Source organism: Parcubacteria group bacterium CG10_big_fil_rev_8_21_14_0_10_36_14 (genome assembly GCA_002772895.1).
In the GTDB taxonomy this organism is placed as follows: Bacteria; Patescibacteriota; Patescibacteriia.
The window spans coordinates 1-19,750 of record PFCS01000042.1 but is presented as its reverse complement, the minus strand read 5'-3'; the positions used below and the strand labels follow the sequence as shown (position 1 = coordinate 19,750).

17 protein-coding genes, 4 tRNA genes and 1 rRNA gene are annotated in these 19,750 nt (G+C 36.7%); 11 read left to right on the top strand and 11 right to left on the bottom strand.

The genetic code is table 11. The annotated features are described in order from the left end of the window. Positions 1 to 59 precede the first annotated feature (59 nt). From COU51_03185 to COU51_03160, 6 genes are all read left to right on the top strand, one after another. The gene (locus COU51_03185; GenBank protein ID PIR66519.1) at positions 60 to 2,291 is read left to right on the top strand and encodes a hypothetical protein; all 2,232 of its coding nucleotides are present in this window, start codon (positions 60 to 62) and stop codon (positions 2,289 to 2,291) included. Positions 2,292 to 2,403: 112 nt separating this feature from the next. Further along, positions 2,404 to 2,934 (top strand): 30S ribosomal protein S16, encoded by a 531-nt coding sequence (gene rpsP / locus COU51_03180; GenBank protein ID PIR66518.1) that lies wholly within the window; start codon positions 2,404 to 2,406, stop codon positions 2,932 to 2,934. An 85-nt stretch (positions 2,935 to 3,019) separates the two neighbouring features. Beyond that, a complete protein-coding gene (locus tag COU51_03175; protein PIR66517.1) occupies positions 3,020 to 4,306 on the top strand; it encodes a hypothetical protein in 1,287 nt (428 codons plus the stop codon). Between the two features lie 162 nt (positions 4,307 to 4,468). Further along, the gene (locus COU51_03170) at positions 4,469 to 4,789 is read left to right on the top strand and encodes an RNA-binding protein (protein PIR66516.1); all 321 of its coding nucleotides are present in this window, start codon (positions 4,469 to 4,471) and stop codon (positions 4,787 to 4,789) included. A 73-nt stretch (positions 4,790 to 4,862) separates the two neighbouring features. Continuing rightward, the gene (gene trmD, locus COU51_03165) at positions 4,863 to 5,543 is read left to right on the top strand and encodes a tRNA (guanosine(37)-N1)-methyltransferase TrmD (protein ID PIR66515.1); all 681 of its coding nucleotides are present in this window, start codon (positions 4,863 to 4,865) and stop codon (positions 5,541 to 5,543) included. A gap of 662 nt (positions 5,544 to 6,205) precedes the next feature. Beyond that, positions 6,206 to 7,680: ribosomal RNA gene (locus tag COU51_03160) — 16S ribosomal RNA — on the top strand. Between the two features lie 197 nt (positions 7,681 to 7,877). Here COU51_03160 and COU51_03155 read toward each other — a convergent pair. After that, positions 7,878 to 8,108: a hypothetical protein gene (locus COU51_03155; GenBank protein ID PIR66514.1), complete on the bottom strand. Its 231-nt coding sequence runs from the start codon at positions 8,106 to 8,108 to the stop codon at positions 7,878 to 7,880. Positions 8,109 to 8,345: 237 nt separating this feature from the next. On the opposite strand from COU51_03155, the gene COU51_03150 reads away from it, so the two are divergent. Continuing rightward, the gene (locus COU51_03150) at positions 8,346 to 8,639 is read left to right on the top strand and encodes an RNA-binding protein (GenBank protein PIR66513.1); all 294 of its coding nucleotides are present in this window, start codon (positions 8,346 to 8,348) and stop codon (positions 8,637 to 8,639) included. Between the two features lie 44 nt (positions 8,640 to 8,683). On the opposite strand, the gene COU51_03145 is transcribed toward COU51_03150, so the two are convergent. The 5 genes from COU51_03145 to COU51_03125 all read right to left on the bottom strand — a co-directional run bounded on the left by COU51_03145 (position 8,684) and on the right by COU51_03125 (position 11,378). Beyond that, positions 8,684 to 9,832: a hypothetical protein gene (locus tag COU51_03145; GenBank protein ID PIR66512.1), complete on the bottom strand. Its 1,149-nt coding sequence runs from the start codon at positions 9,830 to 9,832 to the stop codon at positions 8,684 to 8,686. Positions 9,833 to 9,937: 105 nt separating this feature from the next. After that, entirely contained in the window at positions 9,938 to 10,957 is a 1,020-nt protein-coding gene (rlmN, locus tag COU51_03140) for a 23S rRNA (adenine(2503)-C(2))-methyltransferase RlmN (protein ID PIR66511.1), read from the bottom strand. A gap of 64 nt (positions 10,958 to 11,021) precedes the next feature. Next, positions 11,022 to 11,095: transfer RNA gene (locus COU51_03135), tRNA-Pro, on the bottom strand. 34 nt (positions 11,096 to 11,129) lie between these two features. Continuing rightward, positions 11,130 to 11,204 (bottom strand) — tRNA-Phe (locus COU51_03130). A gap of 97 nt (positions 11,205 to 11,301) precedes the next feature. Then, positions 11,302 to 11,378: transfer RNA gene (locus COU51_03125), tRNA-Ile, on the bottom strand. A 239-nt stretch (positions 11,379 to 11,617) separates the two neighbouring features. Between COU51_03125 and COU51_03120 the strand changes: the two genes are divergently transcribed. From COU51_03120 to COU51_03110, 3 genes are all read left to right on the top strand, one after another. Then, positions 11,618 to 12,388, top strand: a complete 771-nt coding sequence (locus COU51_03120) for a L,D-transpeptidase (protein ID PIR66510.1) — start codon at positions 11,618 to 11,620, stop codon at positions 12,386 to 12,388. 74 nt (positions 12,389 to 12,462) lie between these two features. Then, positions 12,463 to 13,365, top strand: coding sequence for a hypothetical protein (locus tag COU51_03115; protein ID PIR66509.1), 903 nt, complete (start codon positions 12,463 to 12,465; stop codon positions 13,363 to 13,365). A gap of 7 nt (positions 13,366 to 13,372) precedes the next feature. Then, the gene (locus COU51_03110) at positions 13,373 to 13,663 is read left to right on the top strand and encodes a hypothetical protein (protein PIR66508.1); all 291 of its coding nucleotides are present in this window, start codon (positions 13,373 to 13,375) and stop codon (positions 13,661 to 13,663) included. 20 nt (positions 13,664 to 13,683) lie between these two features. Here the strand turns inward: COU51_03110 and COU51_03105 are convergent, their stop codons facing one another. The 4 genes from COU51_03105 to COU51_03090 all read right to left on the bottom strand — a co-directional run bounded on the left by COU51_03105 (position 13,684) and on the right by COU51_03090 (position 17,806). Beyond that, positions 13,684 to 14,931: a multidrug ABC transporter substrate-binding protein gene (locus COU51_03105; protein ID PIR66507.1), complete on the bottom strand. Its 1,248-nt coding sequence runs from the start codon at positions 14,929 to 14,931 to the stop codon at positions 13,684 to 13,686. A 5-nt stretch (positions 14,932 to 14,936) separates the two neighbouring features. Beyond that, entirely contained in the window at positions 14,937 to 15,659 is a 723-nt protein-coding gene (locus COU51_03100; protein ID PIR66506.1) for a macrolide ABC transporter ATP-binding protein, read from the bottom strand. 106 nt (positions 15,660 to 15,765) lie between these two features. Next, positions 15,766 to 17,391, bottom strand: a complete 1,626-nt coding sequence (locus tag COU51_03095) for a hypothetical protein (protein ID PIR66505.1) — start codon at positions 17,389 to 17,391, stop codon at positions 15,766 to 15,768. Next, positions 17,375 to 17,806, bottom strand: coding sequence for a hypothetical protein (locus tag COU51_03090; protein ID PIR66504.1), 432 nt, complete (start codon positions 17,804 to 17,806; stop codon positions 17,375 to 17,377). Before COU51_03090 ends, COU51_03095 begins: the two co-directional genes overlap by 17 nt. 128 nt (positions 17,807 to 17,934) lie before the next feature. On the opposite strand from COU51_03090, the gene COU51_03085 reads away from it, so the two are divergent. Beyond that, complete coding sequence (locus COU51_03085) at positions 17,935 to 19,308, top strand: hypothetical protein (GenBank protein ID PIR66503.1); 1,374 nt, start codon at positions 17,935 to 17,937, stop codon at positions 19,306 to 19,308. 229 nt (positions 19,309 to 19,537) lie between these two features. Here COU51_03085 and COU51_03080 read toward each other — a convergent pair. Next, positions 19,538 to 19,612 (bottom strand) — tRNA-Gly (locus tag COU51_03080). Positions 19,613 to 19,750 lie beyond the last annotated feature (138 nt).

Here is a 19,750-nt window from a genome sequence, read left to right as displayed (position 1 = left end):
AAGTATTATATACTTTCCACCTTGTCAATAAGCAGGAAATCTACTATTATTATATATGTATGTACTTAGATAAATTAGAAATACAAGGATTTAAATCATTTGCCAATAAGACTCTTTTAGAGTTTCCGAAAACCGGACGGCGGATTACGGCAATAGTTGGACCGAATGGGTCTGGTAAATCATGTGTGGCGGATTCTATCCGCTGGGTTTTGGGTGAAACAAGCACCAAGCTTTTGCGCGCAAAAAAAAGCGCGGATGTTATTTTTTCCGGTTCGGAACGAAAAACCCGCTCAGGTTTTGCAGAAGCAACCATCTATTTGGATAATTCGGATCGACGTGCACCGGTAGATTATTCCGAAATGGCAATAACCCGCCGATTATACCGAAACGGCGAAAATGAATATTTCCTAAATAAAAAAAAGGTGCGACTACAAGACATAATCCTCCTTTTGGCGCAAGCAAATTTCGGACAAAGAACATATAGCGTTATCGGACAAGGAATGGTTGACGCAGTTCTTTTACAATCTCCCCGCGAAAGAAAAGATTTTTTTGATGAAGCAGCCGGGGTGCGCCAATTTCAAATAAAACGCCATTCCTCTATAAATAAACTCAATAATGCCACTGACAATTTGAAACAAGTAGAGGTTTTGTTAGCGGAAATAAATCCACGCTTGCGGACACTTTCGCGACATGTTTCGAAACTGGAAAAATATGATGAAATGAAGGAACGCCTCCATTCTTTAGAGCATGTGTACTACGGTAATCTTTGGCATAGCCTAAATCAACAATACACAGAACAAAAAAATAAAATCGAAGAAAAAAGTAAAAAAATATCCTCTCTAAATAAAGAAATCACTGAATTACAAAATAAATTTGAACAAAAAGAATCTGCAAATCGACAAAAAGAAGGGGCTTCTGACGCTCTTTTAGAACTTCAGGCAAAATATAATAAACTGATAAATAAAAAAAATGATTTACGTGAAAAAGAATTTTTAAACAAGCAAAAAATAGCAACCTTCAAACTAGAACAATCACGTGGAAAAGAGATATCAGCTAGAACCGTTGCCATAGAGCTGGATGATATTTCTAAAGAATATACGAAAATAATAAATAATATTGACGAAAAAACAAATCCCCTAAAATTGAAAGAACGGCTAGAAAAAATATTAGGATTAATGGATGAACTTAGTGCAAAAATAAAAAATCCCGAATCAGCAATCAAGGTTCCAGAAGAATTTAATACCGCGCTGGAAGCTATCCTCCGTGATATGAAAAATATAGATGAAGAGACGAGATTATTAGTAACAGAGATGGATTCTCTCCGCCAAAAACAAAAAACAGAAACTTCAGAATTTTTTATTGTGCAAAGAAATTGGCGAGACAAAATAGAAGAAAAAAATATTTTGGATCGTAACATAAATGATCTAAAAGTAGAATCCGCTCGTATTGAAACAAAAAAAGAATCTCTGGAAACAGAAATGGAAACTCATTTAAAAGAAAGGAAAGAAAGAGTTTTGTCCTCTCCGCCTCAAAAAGAAGAAAATACCTATCAGCTAGAATCAGAAATAAATAACTTGCGCTATCAGTTAGAACTTATTGGCGGAATTGATCCGGAAACAATCAAGGAATATAAAGAAACAAAAGAACGTTATGACTTTTTGGAATCTGAAAGCAATGATCTTCGGAATGCAATGAAACAACTAAAAGAAATCACAAAAGAATTGGACCAGCAAATAAAAAAACAATTTGACGATTCATTCAAAAAAATAAATCAGGAATTTGGAAAATATTTTGGAATTTTATTCGGCGGGGGAAAAGCAGAACTGGAAATCACAGAAATTTCTTCCAATACTCCTACAACAGAAGAAACGAGAGAGCAAGAACAAGAGCAAGAGATAGAAGAAAAAAAAGAGACGGAAGATATCGAGACAACCGCGGGAATAGAAATTTTTGCTAATCCCCCAGGAAAAAAAGTAAAATCGGTAAATATGCTCTCGGGCGGAGAACGGGCACTTACCTCAATCGCCCTCATTTGTGCGATTATTTCTAATAATCCCTCTCCTTTTGTTGTGTTAGATGAGGTTGATGCCGCGCTTGATGAATCAAACTCCATCCGCTTTGCAAAAATCATAGAACAGCTAACCGACAAAACACAATTTGTCCTCATCTCGCACAATCGGGCGACAATGATGATTGCTGACGTTCTCTATGGCGTAACCATGGGAGATGACGGCGTATCGCAGTTATTGTCTTTAAAATTAGAAGAGGCTGAGGGATTGGTAAATAGATAATTTAAACACAAACACTCATAAAAACACTGAGCTTGACGTTTTTTTAATTTTATGCTAATATAGTGAATAGTCATTACGCGCTCAGTTTAGCAATTAATAATTCGTATTTTTTATGTTAGCAATAAAATTATCTAGGTTTGGCAAAAAGAAACAGCCTACCTATAGAATTATCGTCCTAGAAAAAACCAAAGATCCATGGGGTGATTATTTGGAGATGTTGGGACACTATAATCCCCGCTCCAAAGAAACAAAATTAAATACCGAGAGAATAAAGCACTGGATATCTGTTGGCGCCAAGCCGACCGATACCGTTCATAACCTTCTGGTGGCTAATGGAATTTTGGAAGACAAAAAGAAAACAGTTACAAAAATAAGTAAAAAACGCGCAGGAAAAATAACTGATGCTCAAGGGAAAAAAGCAGAAGCGGAAAAAGTAGCAAAAGAAAAGGCAGAAGCGGAAAAAGTAGCAAAAGAAAAGGCAGAAGCGGAAAAAGCAAAACCAGTAGAAGAAGCGCCACAAGCTGAAGCACCAAAAGAAGAAACTCCTGCTGAAGCACCAAAAAAAGAAACTCAAAACGAAAAAATATCTCAAACCGCCGATTCCTCACCTGAAACAAAGACTGAGGAAAAACAGGCTGAATAAAAAATCCACAGTTATTCTGGGCAGAATACCGCCCAGTAATTTGTGGATTTTTTGATAGCTCTTTACAAAACAAAACGGAGAAAAAATGGAAAGACAACTCTCTGAAAATAGATTTGTTTTTACAGATCTACATTTAGGTGAAAGAAAAAATAATAACCTTGATTATTTTTCAGCTGATGAAGAATTTTTTAATTGTATAATGCTAATCATAAAGGAATATGTCTTATCTGAGACCCCCATGGAACTTATTCTATTGGGTGATACATTTGATTTTTTGACAGTAAGCTACGACTGGACAGAAACCAATAAAAAAGGACAAAAAATAAAAAAATCACGAATATTAGCAGAGCCAACCGAAGAAGCTTCAATGCAAAAAATCAAAAAAATATTTAATGCTCATCCAAAAGTTATAGATGCATTAAAGCTTTTTCTAAACTACGGAAAAATAAAATTCTTTATCGGAAATCATGACGTCTCTTTAGCTTGGGGAAGAGTACAACTCCTTATAAAAGAAATGCTAACAGAGAAGTTAACTCAAGCAGGAAAACAAGACGCATCAAATCGCATCTCTTTTTCTTTTGAAGAAAAAAAATCTAAAGTTTTATTTGAGCATGGCAATAATTGTGAGCCTCACTGTGCAATGCCTAAAAAGATTTTTTTAACGCGTAGATTGGGACAGCCCCTTCAAAAACCAATCTTAAATCATCCATATGGAAATCATTTGCTTGAGTTAGCTAACCGATTAGCGTCTGATACTTTCTGGTGTAAAGGAAATTATTGGATTGGACGTTTAGAGCCACACTGGTATATATATCTATCATTTTATAAAAATTGGTGGTTTACGATTTATGCAACTATAACCTGGCTTTTCTTTCCATTCCGACATCGCTTCTCAAAAAGATGGTGGGTTAGAAAAGAGCATAGTTTATTTAAACTTTTTAGTTTCAGCCTTCAGGCAATGCTAACTACTGTATTAAATAAAATCCGCGGACAAGACTCTACCGATTACTTTAGGGAGCTCCTAAAACATAATAGAGATATTGATATTGTGGTAAGCGGGCATCTGCACGAACATCATCAAGAAACTACAAGGTACGGCACATACATAAATCCCGGAGGTTGGTGCGAAATAAATAGAGCATCATTTCCCCGACCAAAGTTGACCTGGCGACGATTCAGATTTATAGAAAAAATCTCCAAATATATCTGGACTGTGCGAAAAGTCTTCCATAAAAAAACCAGCAATCAATTTCTACCAAAAAAAAGTGAAATATATGGTTTTGTAATTTGTAAATTTTATAAAGATGGTCACAAAGAAGTAGGTCTGATGCGCTACAATAATCAAAAAAAATGTTTGGAAATATTGAATTAATGCCTCAAAAAGAGGCATTTTTTAGTAAAATAAGCAAATAAATCAAAAAAATATATTGACAAAAAAAATAAAATGTATTAAGATATTTATAGCAGGTTGCTCCTTCGCTCTGCGGAGAGACCGGTCGGCAACCTGAAAAATTAATGACGAAAAGAAACAAGTATGGCAGAAAAATATCAAGACCAAGAGTTTCTAGAGTTTGTCGTAAAGTCAATCGTCGGCAACCCATCAGATGTTAAGTCTGAAAGATTGGTTGACGAAAGAGGTGTGCTTTTAAGCTTGCACATCAGCCCAGCAGATATGGGTTTTGTTATCGGCAGACAAGGTCAGACAGCTCGCGCCATCAGAACTTTGCTCAAAATCGTTGGCACAAAGAACAATGCACGTGTCAACCTAAAAATTGTTGAGCCGGAAGGCGGACGCAGAGCTCCTAGAGCAGATGTTGATGTTGATACATCGGCTGTAGATGACTTGAATATCTAATTCAATTGAAAACAAAAAACAAAAACCACATATTACTTGTGGTTTTTGTTATCTAAAATGTTATAATAAAAATATGAAAATAAACTTTCTTACAATCTTTCCGCATATTTTTGACTCTTATATCAATGAGAGTATTCTTAAACGCGCGCAAAATAAAAAACTGGCTAAATTTGATGTTATAAATATCCGCGATTTTACAAGCGATAAACATCATAAAGTTGATGACGCTCCTTATGGCGGAGGTGCTGGAATGGTGATGAAAGCAGAACCAATCTATGAAGCATTAAAAACTTTGAAAACAAAGAAAAAAAATAGAATAGTATTACTTTCTGCAAAAGGAAAAATCTTTATGCAAAAAGATGCAAAACGCCTATCAAAATACGACGAGCTGACTTTTGTCTGTGGAAGATATGAAGGAGTTGACGAACGAATCAAAAAATTTGTTGATGAAGAAATATCAATCGGCGAATATGTGCTAACTGGTGGCGAACTGCCAGCGCTTGTTATTTCCGATACTGTTATTCGGCTTATTCCCGGTGTCATCGCAGAAGAATCATTAAAAGAAGAATCATTTTCCTTGACTACCCGCTCAACGCTAACTGATAAACCCTGTCTTGAATATCCTCAATATACAAAACCGGAAATTTTTGAATATAAAAAAAACAATAAAAATAAAAAACTCACCGTCCCAAAAGTTCTTTTATCTGGCGATCATAAAAAAATAAAAGAATGGCGAATAAAAAACAGCAAATAACGGCCATAAAGCTAATCTCTCTTGACGAAAACTAATTTATATGTTATATTATTATTTAACAGAAAGGAGGCCATATGAACCGATTCACGATTCCACACGTCGCCCATTGTTGTGGCGGTAGTCCCAGACGCCCTGAGTAAGGCAAAAATTGCTTCGCCCCGACACTAAATCGAGGCATTTTTTTGTTTAATTTTAGCCATTTTAAAATCCTTGACACTTCTTTTTATTTGTAATAATATAATACTTGACAGGTTTTTTAAATTATAGTAAGATATAGATAAGTTAAATTAACCTACAAAACTTTCATTAAAACATAGACTTACAACTGATTGCTTTCCAAGTCCGTCAACTGACGGAAACTGGCAGGAAAACAGTAATTTCAAATATGGAATTCTGTTTTTTTTACGCCCAAAAAGCTATAAACTTTAATCAATAAAACTTATTGCTTAAAGCTTATAGCTTAAGCTATAAAGGACTTTGACAATTTAGTAGATTATTAAGAAATCTGAAAAATAAATCAGAAATCTTAAATCCACCAAAATGACTTTTTGTATAGTAGCAGGAAGTCGTCTATTCAATTTAATTTGAACCTCTTGCCTTATCCTTCGAGGACAATGGTAGGAGTATAAACTAAATGTATTTTCGGATACAAAAACTTTTAAGAGAGTTTGATCCTGGCTCAGGATGAACGCTGGCGGCGTGTCTAAGGCATGCAAGTCGAGGGACCCCTTCGGGGGAACCGGCAGACGGGAGAGTAACACATTGGTAACCTACCTCATACTCGAGAATAACCCAGAGAAATTTGGACTAATACTCGATGGACTCCGCTCACACAAGTGTTGCGGAGTAAAGCTCCGGCGGTATGAGAGGGACTTATGGCCCATCAGTTTGTTGGTGAGGTAATGGCCCACCAAGACTACGACGGGTAGCGGGCGTGAGAGCGTGGCCCGCCTCATGGGGACTGAGACACTGCCCTGACTCCTACGGGAGGCTGCAGTCAAGAATCTTCCACAATGGCCGAAAGGCTGATGGAGCGACGCCGCGTGCAGGAAGACGCCCTTCGGGGTGTAAACTGCTTTTCTCTGGGACGAACAAATGACGGTACCAGAGGAATAAGGGGTTGCTAACCTCGTGCCAGCAGCAGCGGTAATACGAGGACCCCAAGCGTTATCCGGATTTACTGGGCGTAAAGCGTCCGCAGGCTGTTTGATTAGTTTTTAGTGAAAGACCACGGCTCAACCGGGGATACGCTAAAAATACTGTCAGACTAGAGACTGGGAGAGGCAAGCGGAACTGCCGGTGTAGCGGTAAAATGTGTTAATATCGGCAGGAACACCAAAGGCGAAGGCAGCTTGCTAGAACAGTTCTGACGCTCATGGACGAAAGCGTGGGGAGCGAAAGGGATTAGATACCCCTGTAGTCCACGCCGTAAACGTTGAGTGCTAGGTATTCAGAGTATCGACCCTCTGAGTGCCGTTTAAAAAAGCTAACGCGTTAAGCACTCCGCCTGGGGAGTACGGCCGCAAGGCTAAAACTCAAAGGAATAGACGGGGACCTGCACAAGCGGTGGAGCATGCGGTTTAATTCGACGATAAGCGAGGAACCTTACCAGGGCTTGACATCTAGCTGCAAATCCTAAGAGATTAGGACTCTTTCGAAGGTGCTAGACAGGTGCTGCATGGTTGCCGTCAGCTCGTGGCGTGAGCTGTTCCCTTAATTGGGGTAACGAGCGCAACCCCCGTGCTGTGTTAAATATTCACAGCAGACTGCCCCGGGATACGGGGAGGAAGGTGGGGACGACGTCAAATCAGCATGGCCCTTACGTCCTGGGCCACACGCATGCTACAATGGCCGATACAATGGGCAGCCAAGTCGTAAGACGGAGCCAATCCCATCAAAATCGGTCTCAGTTCGGATTGAGGTCTGAAACTCGACCTCATGAAGTTGGAATCGCTAGTAAACGCAAATCAGCCTCGTTGCGTTGAATACGTTCTCAGGTCTTGTACTCACCGCCCGTCACATCAAGAGAGTCGCGAATACCCGAAGTCCCAATTAGGGCCCACGGTAGGCGTGATAATAGGGATGAAGTCGTAACAAGGCATCCGTAGCGGAAGCTGTGGATGGATCACCTCCTTTCAGGAGTATAATGACGTTTTGATTCTTGAATCAAGACCATACTCTAGGTCGTCATTCCGATTTATCGGAATGTCAGATTCGATTTCCTGTTACTATATAGAAAGTCACAAAACAAAAAACACCTATTATAATTCTTGCTTTTGCGAGAACTATAATAGGTGTTTTTTGTTTTAAAATATTACTAATTTATTCTAATTCTTACTTGGACCCCTTAATCTTCTTTTCATTTAACCTATCTGTTCTTTTTGAATACTCTTCTGAAGCAGCGTCTCTAGAAATATCAGATGGCAATTCTATATCAATTGGTATGTCATCATTTATATCTTCTTCCTGTCCCTCAGGAAGCTCTATGTTGATACGCTTCAGATGTTCGGCAGAAGCTCTATTTATAGCTTCTTGCTCTTTTTTGCTTGGTTTTGGCATTTCCATATGTTTTTACTTAAATATTAAGAAATATACACTTAATTCATTATAAACATATTAGGCTCAAATAGCAAAATATAAGCCTATTACGTGCTCGGATAGAGCTAATTTAACTTGACAAATTAATTAAAGTATGCTAAGATATAAGTGTCTTATTTGCACCTCAAACGGTGCGTGGTCGGATAAGCATTTATAAATAAGTTAGTGCGTTTTAGTGAGTAATATCCACACGCACCAAATTTCATGGGAAAGAAACTTTATGTCGGTAACTTGCCATATTCTGCAACTGCTGATGAGCTAAAAGAACTTTTTAGCCAAGCAGGAAAAGTAGAATCAGCAAACGTTATTTCCGACAAATTCTCTGGCAGAAGCAAAGGCTTTGGTTTTGTAGAAATGTCTACAGACGAAGAAGCTCAAAAAGCCATTGACGACTTGAACGGAACAGAAATCGAAGGAAGAGCAATCACCGTTAACGAAGCTCGTCCAATGACAGAAAGAAAGCCAAGAGGCGATTTCGGAGGAAGAAATAGATACTAAAAATCTAAACAAAAAATCCCGCATAACGTGGGATTTTTTGTTTCTTAATTTATTATTTTTCCATTTCTATAAACAATCATTTTTCTTTTTCTCAGTTCTCTAAAAAATTCTTTATACGGAACTGCTGGACCAGGAGCAAAGCTTCCTCGCATAATAATTCTTTTGTCTTTTATCATCTGCGCTATAATTGATGCCGGCATCCCGGTATCAATATTGCATCCTGCATCATCCCATCCAGGCAAAGGATTTACAATACATTCCATTATAATTTTCTTTTTTTTACCATCTTTTTCTCCCCAAATATTAACCCATAAATTTTCCCATTCTTTATAGCCCTTTGGATACCCCAATCCACGTAACGATTGACTTAACATATCTACGGGTTTTATTTTCTTTCCTTCTACCTCAACTTCTTTTTTACTACCTAGACCAGTTTCAATAAAATTACGGATAACATCTGATGAGTGTTTGGGAAACCCCGCATAAAACCTTATGTTTTTTATTCCGTCTTTTTTATTATAATAATAGAAGGTAAATGTTTCTGGATGACGTACAAAAAAACACTCCTGTTCGCCTATCTTTCTAAATTTTCTTTTTTCAATGTTTAGAAGAGGAATTTTTTTAATCCATTTTCCATTCTCTACAATTAGCGCTGGGTCAGTAAATTCTTCAATGATACTCTGTATGGAAAAAGGCACAACAAATTTTTTTATATTAGAGTCCCAAGCAAATCCAGCTTCAACTGTTTCTAAAGTGTCAAATAATAAATGAGCATAGTGGAGCATGATATTATTTATGCCGGGAGTTGAGCCACATCCCGTAATGGCAGTGAGCCCCGCTTTATTAAAAAGTGAATCCATTTTTATCTGTTCTTCTGTCATTGGAATCTCTGAGCCCAAATCAATAACGTGTTTTTTTGTCGCTAATGCTGCTTTATAAACATTAATGTTCCAATCTCCCTCAGCACAATTTATAATCACTTCGGGATTTGTTTTTTTTATAAGCTTAATGGTTTTTTTAATATTACGAAGATCTATAAACTCAAAACTGACATTTTTATTTTTTAAAAACTTATCTAGACCCTCTTTGTATAAATCGGCTAAAAAAACCGAATGTTTATTTAACAACAGATCCTTGGCAACGATTTTGCCTTGCATACCAGCTCCACCTAAAATTAAAAAATTATATTTCATAATAATATTTCTTAATGAATAGATCTATTATACCATTATTTATAAAACCGCTGATATGGCGGTTTTATAAATAAGTATTGTGAAAATAAATTAAAATTTTTATTTTTAATCGAAAAAGTTGTCATTCTCTTCATTATTTTTTCTTAATTGTCCGCAGGCGCCTTCAATCCCCCTACCAAATCTGTATCTTTCTGTTGCTTCTACTCCATTTCTTCCTAATTCTTTTTTAAAAGAATTAACTTCATTTTTTTCTGAAGGCAAAAATCCGCCCGTGGTTTTATTATATAAAATTAAATTAACTACAAAAGGTCCCTTTAAATTCTTTTTCAAAATATCAGCAAGTTCTTCGGCATGAATTATTGAATCATTAATTCCTTTAAACAAAATATATTCAATTAAAACTTTGCGCCCTGTTTTATTCATATAATCACTTGTCGCTTCCAAAATATCGGCTATTTTATATTTTTTATTTATCGGCATCAGTTCTCCACGCAAACGGTCGCTTGGCGCATGAAGAGATAAAGCAAGATTATATTGTCTTTTTAGATCCGCCAGCTTCTTAATTCCCGGGATTATACCACAAGTTGAGATAGAAATTTTTCGCGCACCAATTTCCATTTTTTCATTAAAAAATTTTGCGGCCTTCATGACTTCTTCAAAATTTAGCATCGGCTCTCCCATACCCATAAAAACAATATTACTTACACGTTCACCATCTTCTTTTAGAAGACGGGCAAAAAAAAGCGCTTGCTCTAAAATTTCTTCTGCAAAAAGATTCCTTTCAAAACCCATTTTTCCTGTCGCGCAAAAAGCGCAAGCCATGGGACAACCAACCTGAGAAGAAACGCAAACAGTGTTTCTATCTTTGTGCTTCATCAAAACCGCTTCTATTCTTTTTCCATCCTTAAGGTTTATAACCGCTTTTGATGATTTATTATCATTTGCCCAAAATATTTTTGCTTCTATTTTTAAGGAGGCTTCTTTTTCCAACTTTTCTTTTATATCTTTGGGCAAATTGCTTGCCCCCCAACTTTCACCAAAATTCTTAAATACAAAATCCATGGCTTGGGTCAGGCGATATTTTGGTTCGTCTTTCAAAATTTTTTCTATTTTTTTCAAATCCATATGTTACCATCATACTAAATTTACCAAAAAAATCAAAAAACACCTATAGAAGATGTTTTTTGAATCGGGCTGGTGAGACTCGAACTCACGACCCCCTCGTCCCAAACGAGGTGCGCTAGCCAACTGCGCTACAGCCCGAAGATAGAAAGCACTATAAAAATAACACTCTCTATGGTGCCGAGGGGCGGAGTCGGACCGCCTACGCCAGCCTTTTCAGGGCTGCGCTCTACCGATGAGCTACCCCGGCATAATTATTATACTCTCTGGTGGGCGTGGACGGATTAGAACTATCGACCTCAGTCTTAATCTAAGTTATATATTAAAATTTGCTTTTTTTCTTCCTCTGGTGGGCGTGGATGGATTCGAACCATCGACCTCAGTCTTATCAGGACTGCGCTCTAACCAACTGAGCTACACGCCCTTGCGCCCACCAGAAGCTACAAATTTTTAATGATAATAATTAGACTGCGCCTGCCGGCGGGCAGGCTCTACCCAACTGAGCTACACGCCCTTGTGCCCACCAAAGGGTATAATTATATGTAGTATATTAACATATTTTTTAATTTTTGGCAAGTTCTTATAATAGCTTTCAAAATTGACAAAAAATTAACTTAAAGATACCATATATATCCAGAGTCATGCGGAGGTAAAAATAACCACATGCTCAAAATAATCCTCGCAATCCTTTTCGTTCTTTCAAATTCCGTCCTATTCGCCGACATGGCCAAAAATCAAAAAATTCCCTACTGCGACACTATCGGCTATAAGTTATGCCAGGAAAGAATATTTGACTGTATTATTATAAAAGAAAAAATAATACAAGAAAAGCACAGAAAAAAAATTATAAAAAAGAATGTTCCGGAAACATGGGAAGAACTATTTCCAAATGAAGAATACCGCACTTTTATAATGAAACTAAACCGTCTAAATATTCCACTAAAAAAAGGTATGCCCATTGCCTTGCCAAAAGAAAAAAATAAACAGCTTGCTGATTTTTCTCCTTTTTTACCCTGGATAAATCCGCCGAAAGAAAAGATACTAATCTTTAATCCAAAACTTTTAGCTTGGGCGGCATATTTGCCAAATGGAAAGCTTTTACGTTGGGGCCCGGCACTAGGTGGAATGGATAGGTGCCCTGATACATGGAGAAAGTGTAGAACGATCGTTGGTATTTGGCGTATTGTCAAAAAAGGCGATGACGATTCACGTTCCCATATTTATCCTATCGGTTGTGGAAGAAAAAATAATCCTTGCGCGCCAATGCCATGGTTTTCTCAATTTGAAATTCACGGCTATGGTTTTCATGGATCTTCTAAGATGGTGGGTAAACACGCAAGCCATGGATGCGTTCGCGTATTTACAGATGATGCAAAATGGATAAATCAAAATTTTGCAGAAATTGGCACGAAAACCATTACTCTCTCATACTAAATATATAAAACCGCACTAATGCGGTTTTTTCATATCAAACAGAATTTTCTGATATAATAATAGTATCTCCGAATATGCTAAACAAAATTTCAAAAATAAAATACATAAATAGCCCTTTAATAAAATTTAGAAAAGTTTTTCTAATCATTTTTTTATTGGCGATTTCAATAGGCATTATATTTTTATTTAAAGATACTCTTTTTGTATTATTTAATAAAATCCCTACGGTTCCCGACTTTACCAAAGAAATTAGTTTAAGCAATGTTCAAAAAATAATTACTTCAGAACCGCTAATAAAAAAAGAAGATGCCTCCGAATCGCAATTAACTGCTATCGGGGTGTTTTATTGGACAAATTATTACCGCGAAAAAAATGGGAAAGCTCCATTAAAACAAAGCGTGATACTAAACGCCTCAGCCACATTAAAAGCGAAAGATATGTTTGCTCAGCAATATTTTGAGCATACTTCCCCAACAGGCGAAGATGCCGGATATTGGGTTAACAAAGAAGGATACGAATTTATAATCATCGGGGAAAATCTGGCATTAGGAAATTTTCAAAATGACGAGGCGCTTGTAAATGGATGGATGGCTAGTCCAGGACATAAAGCAAATATATTAAATCCAAGTTATACAGAAATTGGAATTGCGGTCATAAAAGCTACATATCAGGGAAAAGAAACGTGGATGGCAGTTCAGCATTTCGGTAGACCGTTGTCCGATTGCTCTATGCCGGACGAAACATTGAAAAATAGAGTCATCGGCTATGACGCAGAACTAAATAATCTAAAGAATCAACTCTTAGAACTACAAAAAATATTAAAGTCAAAAAATAAAATGACAAAAGAAGAATACAATAAAAAGGTTGACCAATATAATGCTATTCTTTTAGAATACAATAGCATATATGACGCTGTTAAAGTTCTCGCTGATACATATAATGAGCAAGTTCAACAATTTAATAATTGTATAAAATAATATAAATATGACAAAAAATAAATTTAAACAAAATATAAGAGAAACATCTGCGACCTATCTTATCGCAGCCTTTAGTTTAGTTGCCGGTCTTGCATGGAATGAAGCAATCAAGGCTTTGATTGAATATATATTCCCATTGGATAAAAACACTCTTATCGCAAAATTTTCATACGCTGTAATAATTACTTTATTTGTTATTTTTATTACTGCCTACCTAAAGCGTATCCTAAACTCCAAAAAAATAATTATATCATTTTTGACATTTACTAAAAAACCGTGCGAGCGCACGGTTTTTTAGTAAAATTATTTTATTGATAATTATTCAAAACGTAATGCCTCAATCGGACTTTTAGAGGCAGCTTTTTTAGCCGGATAAATACCAAATACAAGACCAACTATTCCCGATACTCCCACACCCAAAAGCACAGCATCCCATGGAAAGCTAAAAAGCCATGGCGAACCAAGAGCATAACTTAACCCATATGCTAAAAGAAAAGAAAACCCGGTTCCCAAAAGTATTCCAATTATTCCACCTGTCAAAGTGAGCGCAATAGACTCCATTAAAAATTGGGTTAGAACATTATTTTCTGTCGCGCCAATTGCCTTGCGAAGTCCGATTTCACGCGTACGCTCTGTAACAGAAACAAGCATAATATTCATAATGCCAATGCCTCCCACTATTAAAGATATTGCCGCCACTGCCGCTAAAAAGAATTTTAGAACATTAGTTACCGTACTAATTGTTTCCAATAAGTCGGCTTGAGTATTTACATAAAAATCATCCTTATCCAAATCTGTAATATTGTGCATCGCACGTAAAGTAGCCTCAATATCTTTAACCGTTATATCTACATTTTCTTCACTATCCGCTTCCACCACTAAACGTTGAAAATGCTTAATGCCTAATATATAAGTCTGGGCAGTAGTATAAGGCGTAAGAGCTGTTTCATCAAAATTCATAAAAGAGGCTTCTCCTTTATGCGGAAGAACACCAATAACACGAAAGTTTTTTCCTTTAATCTTTATTTTTTCACCCACTGCATCAGACTGCCCAAAAAGCTCTTCTTTAATTTTATGCCCAATAATAACAACGTCAGAACGGGCGAGAACGTCATCTTTGGTAAAAAGAGAACCATCTTCAACATCAATATCATAAATCTCAGTAATCTCTTCACTGGAGCCAATTACCGTTGACCTATATATCTCATTTCCATAACCCAATGTTTCATTTCCAAAAACAATAGGAATTATTTTGGCTGCATGAGGAACGTTGCTTTTCTTGCTTAAAGCATCTACGTCGCGCTCTTTTAATGAATCACTAAAAAGCGAGCTCACCATAGAAGTGTCGGAAAATCCCTCCGGTTTTCTACCCGGTAAAATAGCGATTGTTTTTGAGCCAATTCCCTGTATTTCGCCAATAATCAAATTTTGTGCGCCCTTACCTAAAGACATAATTATCATAATAGAAGTAATGCCGATAACAATGCCCAAGATAGTCAAAGCTGATCTTGATTTATTTGTTCGCAATGCGCTTATCGCAATCTTAGCTATGTACTTTAATTTCATATTTTTTATTTTTTAAAATCTTCTCTTGCGTGTTTTCTATTATTTACTTGCCTGTCAAACTCTAATTTTCCATCACGTAAAAATAAAATTCGTTCTGCATGTTCTGCGGTATAGGTTTCGTGCGTAATTAAAATAACGGTATGTCCCTCTTCATTTAAGTCTTGCAAGAGTTCCATAATTTGCCGACCTGATTTTGTATCCAGATTTCCTGTCGGTTCGTCGGCAAAAAGAACTTCCGGTTTATTTATTAGCGCTCTGGCAATAGCAACACGCTGTTTCTCTCCACCGGAGAGTTCTGAGGGTTCATGATTCATACGGTGTTCCAAGCCAACTGATTTAATCGCTTTTTTTACACGTGCATTCCACTCTTTTTCTTTAACGTTAGAATATATTAAAGGAAGTTTTACATTTTCAAAAACTGATGTACGTGGCAAAAGATTGAATGCTTGAAAAACAAAACCCATTTTTTTATTACGCAAATGGGCAATTTGATCTTCGTTATATTCGTATATACTTTTACCATCAAAATCATATGTTCCTTTTGTTGGTTTATCTAAAAAACCAAGCATATGAAGTAGGGTAGATTTCCCAGAACCAGAAGGACCCATAATAGATACAAATTCACCTTTTTTTATATTAAAAGTTATGCCATTAAGGGCAATGGTTTTTGCTTCTTCTTTATCAGCATTATATACTTTTGTAAGATTATTTATTTCGAATAAAGCCATAATAGAGCGTAGCGTAAAGCGATTAGTATTTTAGTAAAATTAATAATATACGCTTTATCGCAATAATTTATTTTACCCCAAACACTATCCGTTAGGCACTAAACACTTATAATATTACTTTCTCTCCTTCTTTCAATCCTTCCAAAACTTCAATATCACCCTCGGATCCTCTAATCCCGGTTTTTATCTCAACCTCTTTTTTATTCTCACCATCTAATACTTCAATATATCTTTTTCCATCTTTTGTATAAACGGCACGCGCCGGCACTTTGAGTACATCGTCTTTTATTTCGGTCTGGATATCAATATTGGCAGTCATTCCAGATTTTATCCTGTCATCATTTTCATTAAATTGTAGAATGGTTTTGTATGTGGCCACTCCTTCTATAACCGTTTCTGCCGGATCAATAGAAACGACAGATGCCATAAAATCTGTTTCTTTTCCATAAGCATCAAGGGTTATTGTGGAAACATCTCCTTTTGTCACCTTTGATACATCTACCTCCGGTATATACGCCTCTATTTCAAAATTAGACGCAGAAATTAAAGATACAAGAATTACATTTGTAGAAACAATCTCTCCCACCTTGGCATCCTGCTTTGTAACTACACCACCTATAGGAGAAAAAATTATAGTTTTACTTAGTTGGGCTTTAATATTCTGAACGCTTGCTTCGCTTGAACTTACTTTTGCGAATTGAGCGGCGATTTGCTCTGGAGTAGAGCCAGCTTTTTTAAGCGCGAGGTTATCTTCGGCAGATTGTATATTGTTTGCATTTGTTACTTTTTGTGTTGCAATTGCCTGTTCTTTTGAAGAAACCGTTGTAACGCTTGCGCCAATAGTTGTTTTATTGGTAGAAAGATCAACTTTTTCCGTTGATAAAAATTCCGATTTTATAGGAACTGCATTTAAGGCAAGCATCACCTTTTGTAATCCATCCAAAGTTTCTGTAAGTGCTTTGTCTATATTTTCATGAGTTTGATTTTGCACAGCTATCTGAACAGAGCCATACGCTCCACCGGTTAGCTTACTGATTGATTCCGTTCCCAGGCGACCAGCATTAGATTGTCCCAAAAGAGACAAAACCGCTTCTCTTTTAGCGTCAGATATTTCTAAATCATCTTGTTCGTTTCCAGTAAAATACTTAAACTGCAAATCGGTTAAATCTAATATGGCATTCTTTCCTTTTACGACTGCCTCTTGTATTGCTGTAAGCGCGGCATCATAGTCGTTTTGCAAATCAACATAAGCCTGCGTTTTAGCATTATTTAAAGTTGTATCGGCGAGCTGTATTTCTTCAGGTCTAGTTCCTTTTTTAAGTTCATCGAGTCTTGCTTTTTCCGCAGATAAATTTGCTTCTGCTTGCGAAAGCTGAGCAAGAATAGAAGAATTATCCAGGGTTACAAGGGTTTGTCCTTTATAAACCTTATCCCCGATGTTAATATTGACTCTGCCTATTTTGCCTCCTTGCTCAAAAGCCAAATCAACACTTTCAGCTGGTTTTACCCTTCCCGTTATACTAACTTCCTGCAATATTGTTCCTTTTTTAACTTCGGCATAGTTATATTCGGTTTTTTTAGTAACGCTAAAATAAATACTAACCGCTATAATACCAGCTAAAATTACTAAAATAGGAATAAAAACCTTAGGTCTTTTTAAAAAAGACTTCTTTTGTTCTATATCCTCCATGTCTCCTCCTTTGTCTGAAAAATCACTATTTTGTTGTTGCATAGTAAAGTTTTTTTAATATTTTAATAAGTTCGCCTATTTCTTGCTCAGAAAGCTTGGTAAAAATAGTGCGTACATTATTACTCATTTTTTTAAGTGTTTTATCAAAATAATCTTTTCCTTTTTCGGTAATTCTTAAGCGTGTTATGCGACGATCCTTTGTATCACTCTTCCTCTTAATAAACCCGAAACGAACTAAACCATTAATGAGTATCGTTGCTGATGGCGGTTTTATATGTAAAAAACTTGCCAAGTCTTTCATTGTCGGCTTTTCCTTTTCAATTATAAATTGCAAGGAAGCAAAGCGTATGGCAGAATTTACGTCCACACCCTGCATGTTTAAACTCTCCCATAACCGCTTCTTTGTAGAATATATCAAAAAAATAAATTCTTCAAGCTGTTTCTCGTCTTTAAACATACTTAGATAGTATAATATTTAGATAGTCTAATTATATCAGATCAACGATAATTTATCAAATACCCTTCTCTATTGGCTTAGCAGATAAAAAAATGATATTATATAAATAACTAAACTTAAACAAATATATGACGAAAGCATCAGAATTTAAAAAGAAAGACAAACGATACAAAAAAGCCTGGATTATCTCTGTAAATATGGGTTATGGGCATGAGCGCGCCGCTTACGCCTTACGTGATATTGCCGCAGGGGGTGATTATATAATCGCTAACAGCTATAAAGGTATCCCAAAAGAAGAAAAAAAAAGCTGGCAGGAATCACGTAAATTATATGAAGCAGTCTCGTGCTTAAAACCAATTCCTATAATTGGAGATATTGCTTTCGGAATAATGGACAAAATCCAAGAGATCCCAAATTTTTATCCGAGACGCGACCTGTCCGAACCAAGCATCCAACTAAAAGGAACTTTTCGTTTTATTGAAAAAAATAATATCGGCAAAGCGCTTGTTGATGATTTAACGGAAGCCGAGCAACGTCTACCTTTTGTTTCCACTTTTTTTATTCCTTCTTTTGCCGCAGAACTTTATAATTACCCAGGAGAAATATACTGTATTATTTGTGATGCGGATTTTTCACGCGCATGGGTAAGCCAAGACGCAAAAAGAAGCAGAATAAAGTATTTCGCGCCTTGTGGAAGAGTTGTAGAACGTTTAAAACTTTATGGTGTGCGTGAAGAAAATATATATTTTACCGGATTTCCAATTCCAAAAGAACTTATTGGCGGATCTAATGCAGAAATTGTAAAACGCGACATGCTCGATCGCTTTTGCAACCTGGATCCAAATGGAGTCTTCCGAGCAAGATATGAAAAAATATTAAAAAGCCATTTTGGAAATTCATTAAAAACTTGTGGACGAGTTAAAAGACCACTGACACTCACTTTTGCCGTTGGCGGAGCCGGCGCGCAAAGACGCTTGGGTATAGAAATTATAAAAAGTTTGAGAGAAAAAATAAAGCGCAACCAAATACAGATTAATCTTGTAGCCGGCACAAGAAAAGGATTGGCAAAATACTTTGAAACAGAAATAAAAAAACTAGGTCTAAAAAGAAATCACGGCAAAGGTATTAATATAATAGTAGAACGCACACGTCCAGAATATTTTAAAGAGTTTACAAAACTATTACGAACTACCGATATACTGTGGACTAAGCCATCAGAGCTATCCTTTTATACTGGAGCCGGCATACCTATCATTATGGCGCCGGTTATTGGTTCCCAAGAAGAATTTAATCGGCTTTGGCTTCAACAGATTGGTGGAGGCGTTGACCAGCTTGATCCACAATATGCAAATGAATGGCTGTTTGATTGGGTAAATAGTGGCGCCTTAGCGCGTATGGCTTGGAACGGATATATTGAGGCTCCGACTCACGGCACGCACCGTATTGAACAAATAATAACAGGGAAAGAAGTAGAGTTGGAACAACTGCCATTAGTGGTATAGCAGGAATCAGGAATAAGTAATATTTAAAAATCCGAGATAAACTCGGGTTTTTTGATGGAGCGAGTAGGGGGTTCGTCTACAAGTCGCGTCGGCTTCCGCCTCCACGCTCGCAGGCCCGCCTCGCTTGTTTGGCTCGCCCTATTGCTATCCAAACGATAGCTCCGACATTCGATCCCACCCTCTCTATATCGTTACAAGAAAAAAACAGGAACGAGTCCTGACTTTTTCTTGGAGCGGGTAGGGGGGATCGAACCCCCGTCATCAGTTTGGAAAACTGAGATAATAACCATTATACGATACCCGCGAGATAATATCATATTAACATATATTTTACATTTTGTCAATAAATGGTAAGCTTTAAAAAGGAGGATAAAATGTCCGCACTAACGCTCACAACCGCAGTACAATTTGCCATCTTTGATGGCATTCATGAAAAGGTAAA

Excerpts from the sequence above, each read along its gene's own strand:
- COU51_03185 (PIR66519.1), top strand. The coding sequence starts at position 60 with ATGTACTTAGATAAATTAGAAATACAAGGATTTAAATCATTTGCCAAT.
- rpsP (PIR66518.1), top strand. The coding sequence starts at position 2,404 with ATGTTAGCAATAAAATTATCTAGGTTTGGCAAAAAGAAACAGCCTACC.
- COU51_03175 (PIR66517.1), top strand. The coding sequence starts at position 3,020 with ATGGAAAGACAACTCTCTGAAAATAGATTTGTTTTTACAGATCTACAT.
- COU51_03170 (PIR66516.1), top strand. The coding sequence starts at position 4,469 with ATGGCAGAAAAATATCAAGACCAAGAGTTTCTAGAGTTTGTCGTAAAG.
- trmD (PIR66515.1), top strand. The coding sequence starts at position 4,863 with ATGAAAATAAACTTTCTTACAATCTTTCCGCATATTTTTGACTCTTAT.
- COU51_03155 (PIR66514.1), bottom strand. The coding sequence starts at position 8,108 with ATGGAAATGCCAAAACCAAGCAAAAAAGAGCAAGAAGCTATAAATAGA.
- COU51_03150 (PIR66513.1), top strand. The coding sequence starts at position 8,346 with ATGGGAAAGAAACTTTATGTCGGTAACTTGCCATATTCTGCAACTGCT.
- COU51_03145 (PIR66512.1), bottom strand. The coding sequence starts at position 9,832 with ATGAAATATAATTTTTTAATTTTAGGTGGAGCTGGTATGCAAGGCAAA.
- rlmN (PIR66511.1), bottom strand. The coding sequence starts at position 10,957 with ATGGATTTGAAAAAAATAGAAAAAATTTTGAAAGACGAACCAAAATAT.
- COU51_03120 (PIR66510.1), top strand. The coding sequence starts at position 11,618 with ATGCTCAAAATAATCCTCGCAATCCTTTTCGTTCTTTCAAATTCCGTC.
- COU51_03115 (PIR66509.1), top strand. The coding sequence starts at position 12,463 with ATGCTAAACAAAATTTCAAAAATAAAATACATAAATAGCCCTTTAATA.
- COU51_03110 (PIR66508.1), top strand. The coding sequence starts at position 13,373 with ATGACAAAAAATAAATTTAAACAAAATATAAGAGAAACATCTGCGACC.
- COU51_03105 (PIR66507.1), bottom strand. The coding sequence starts at position 14,931 with ATGAAATTAAAGTACATAGCTAAGATTGCGATAAGCGCATTGCGAACA.
- COU51_03100 (PIR66506.1), bottom strand. The coding sequence starts at position 15,659 with ATGGCTTTATTCGAAATAAATAATCTTACAAAAGTATATAATGCTGAT.
- COU51_03095 (PIR66505.1), bottom strand. The coding sequence starts at position 17,391 with ATGCAACAACAAAATAGTGATTTTTCAGACAAAGGAGGAGACATGGAG.
- COU51_03090 (PIR66504.1), bottom strand. The coding sequence starts at position 17,806 with ATGTTTAAAGACGAGAAACAGCTTGAAGAATTTATTTTTTTGATATAT.
- COU51_03085 (PIR66503.1), top strand. The coding sequence starts at position 17,935 with ATGACGAAAGCATCAGAATTTAAAAAGAAAGACAAACGATACAAAAAA.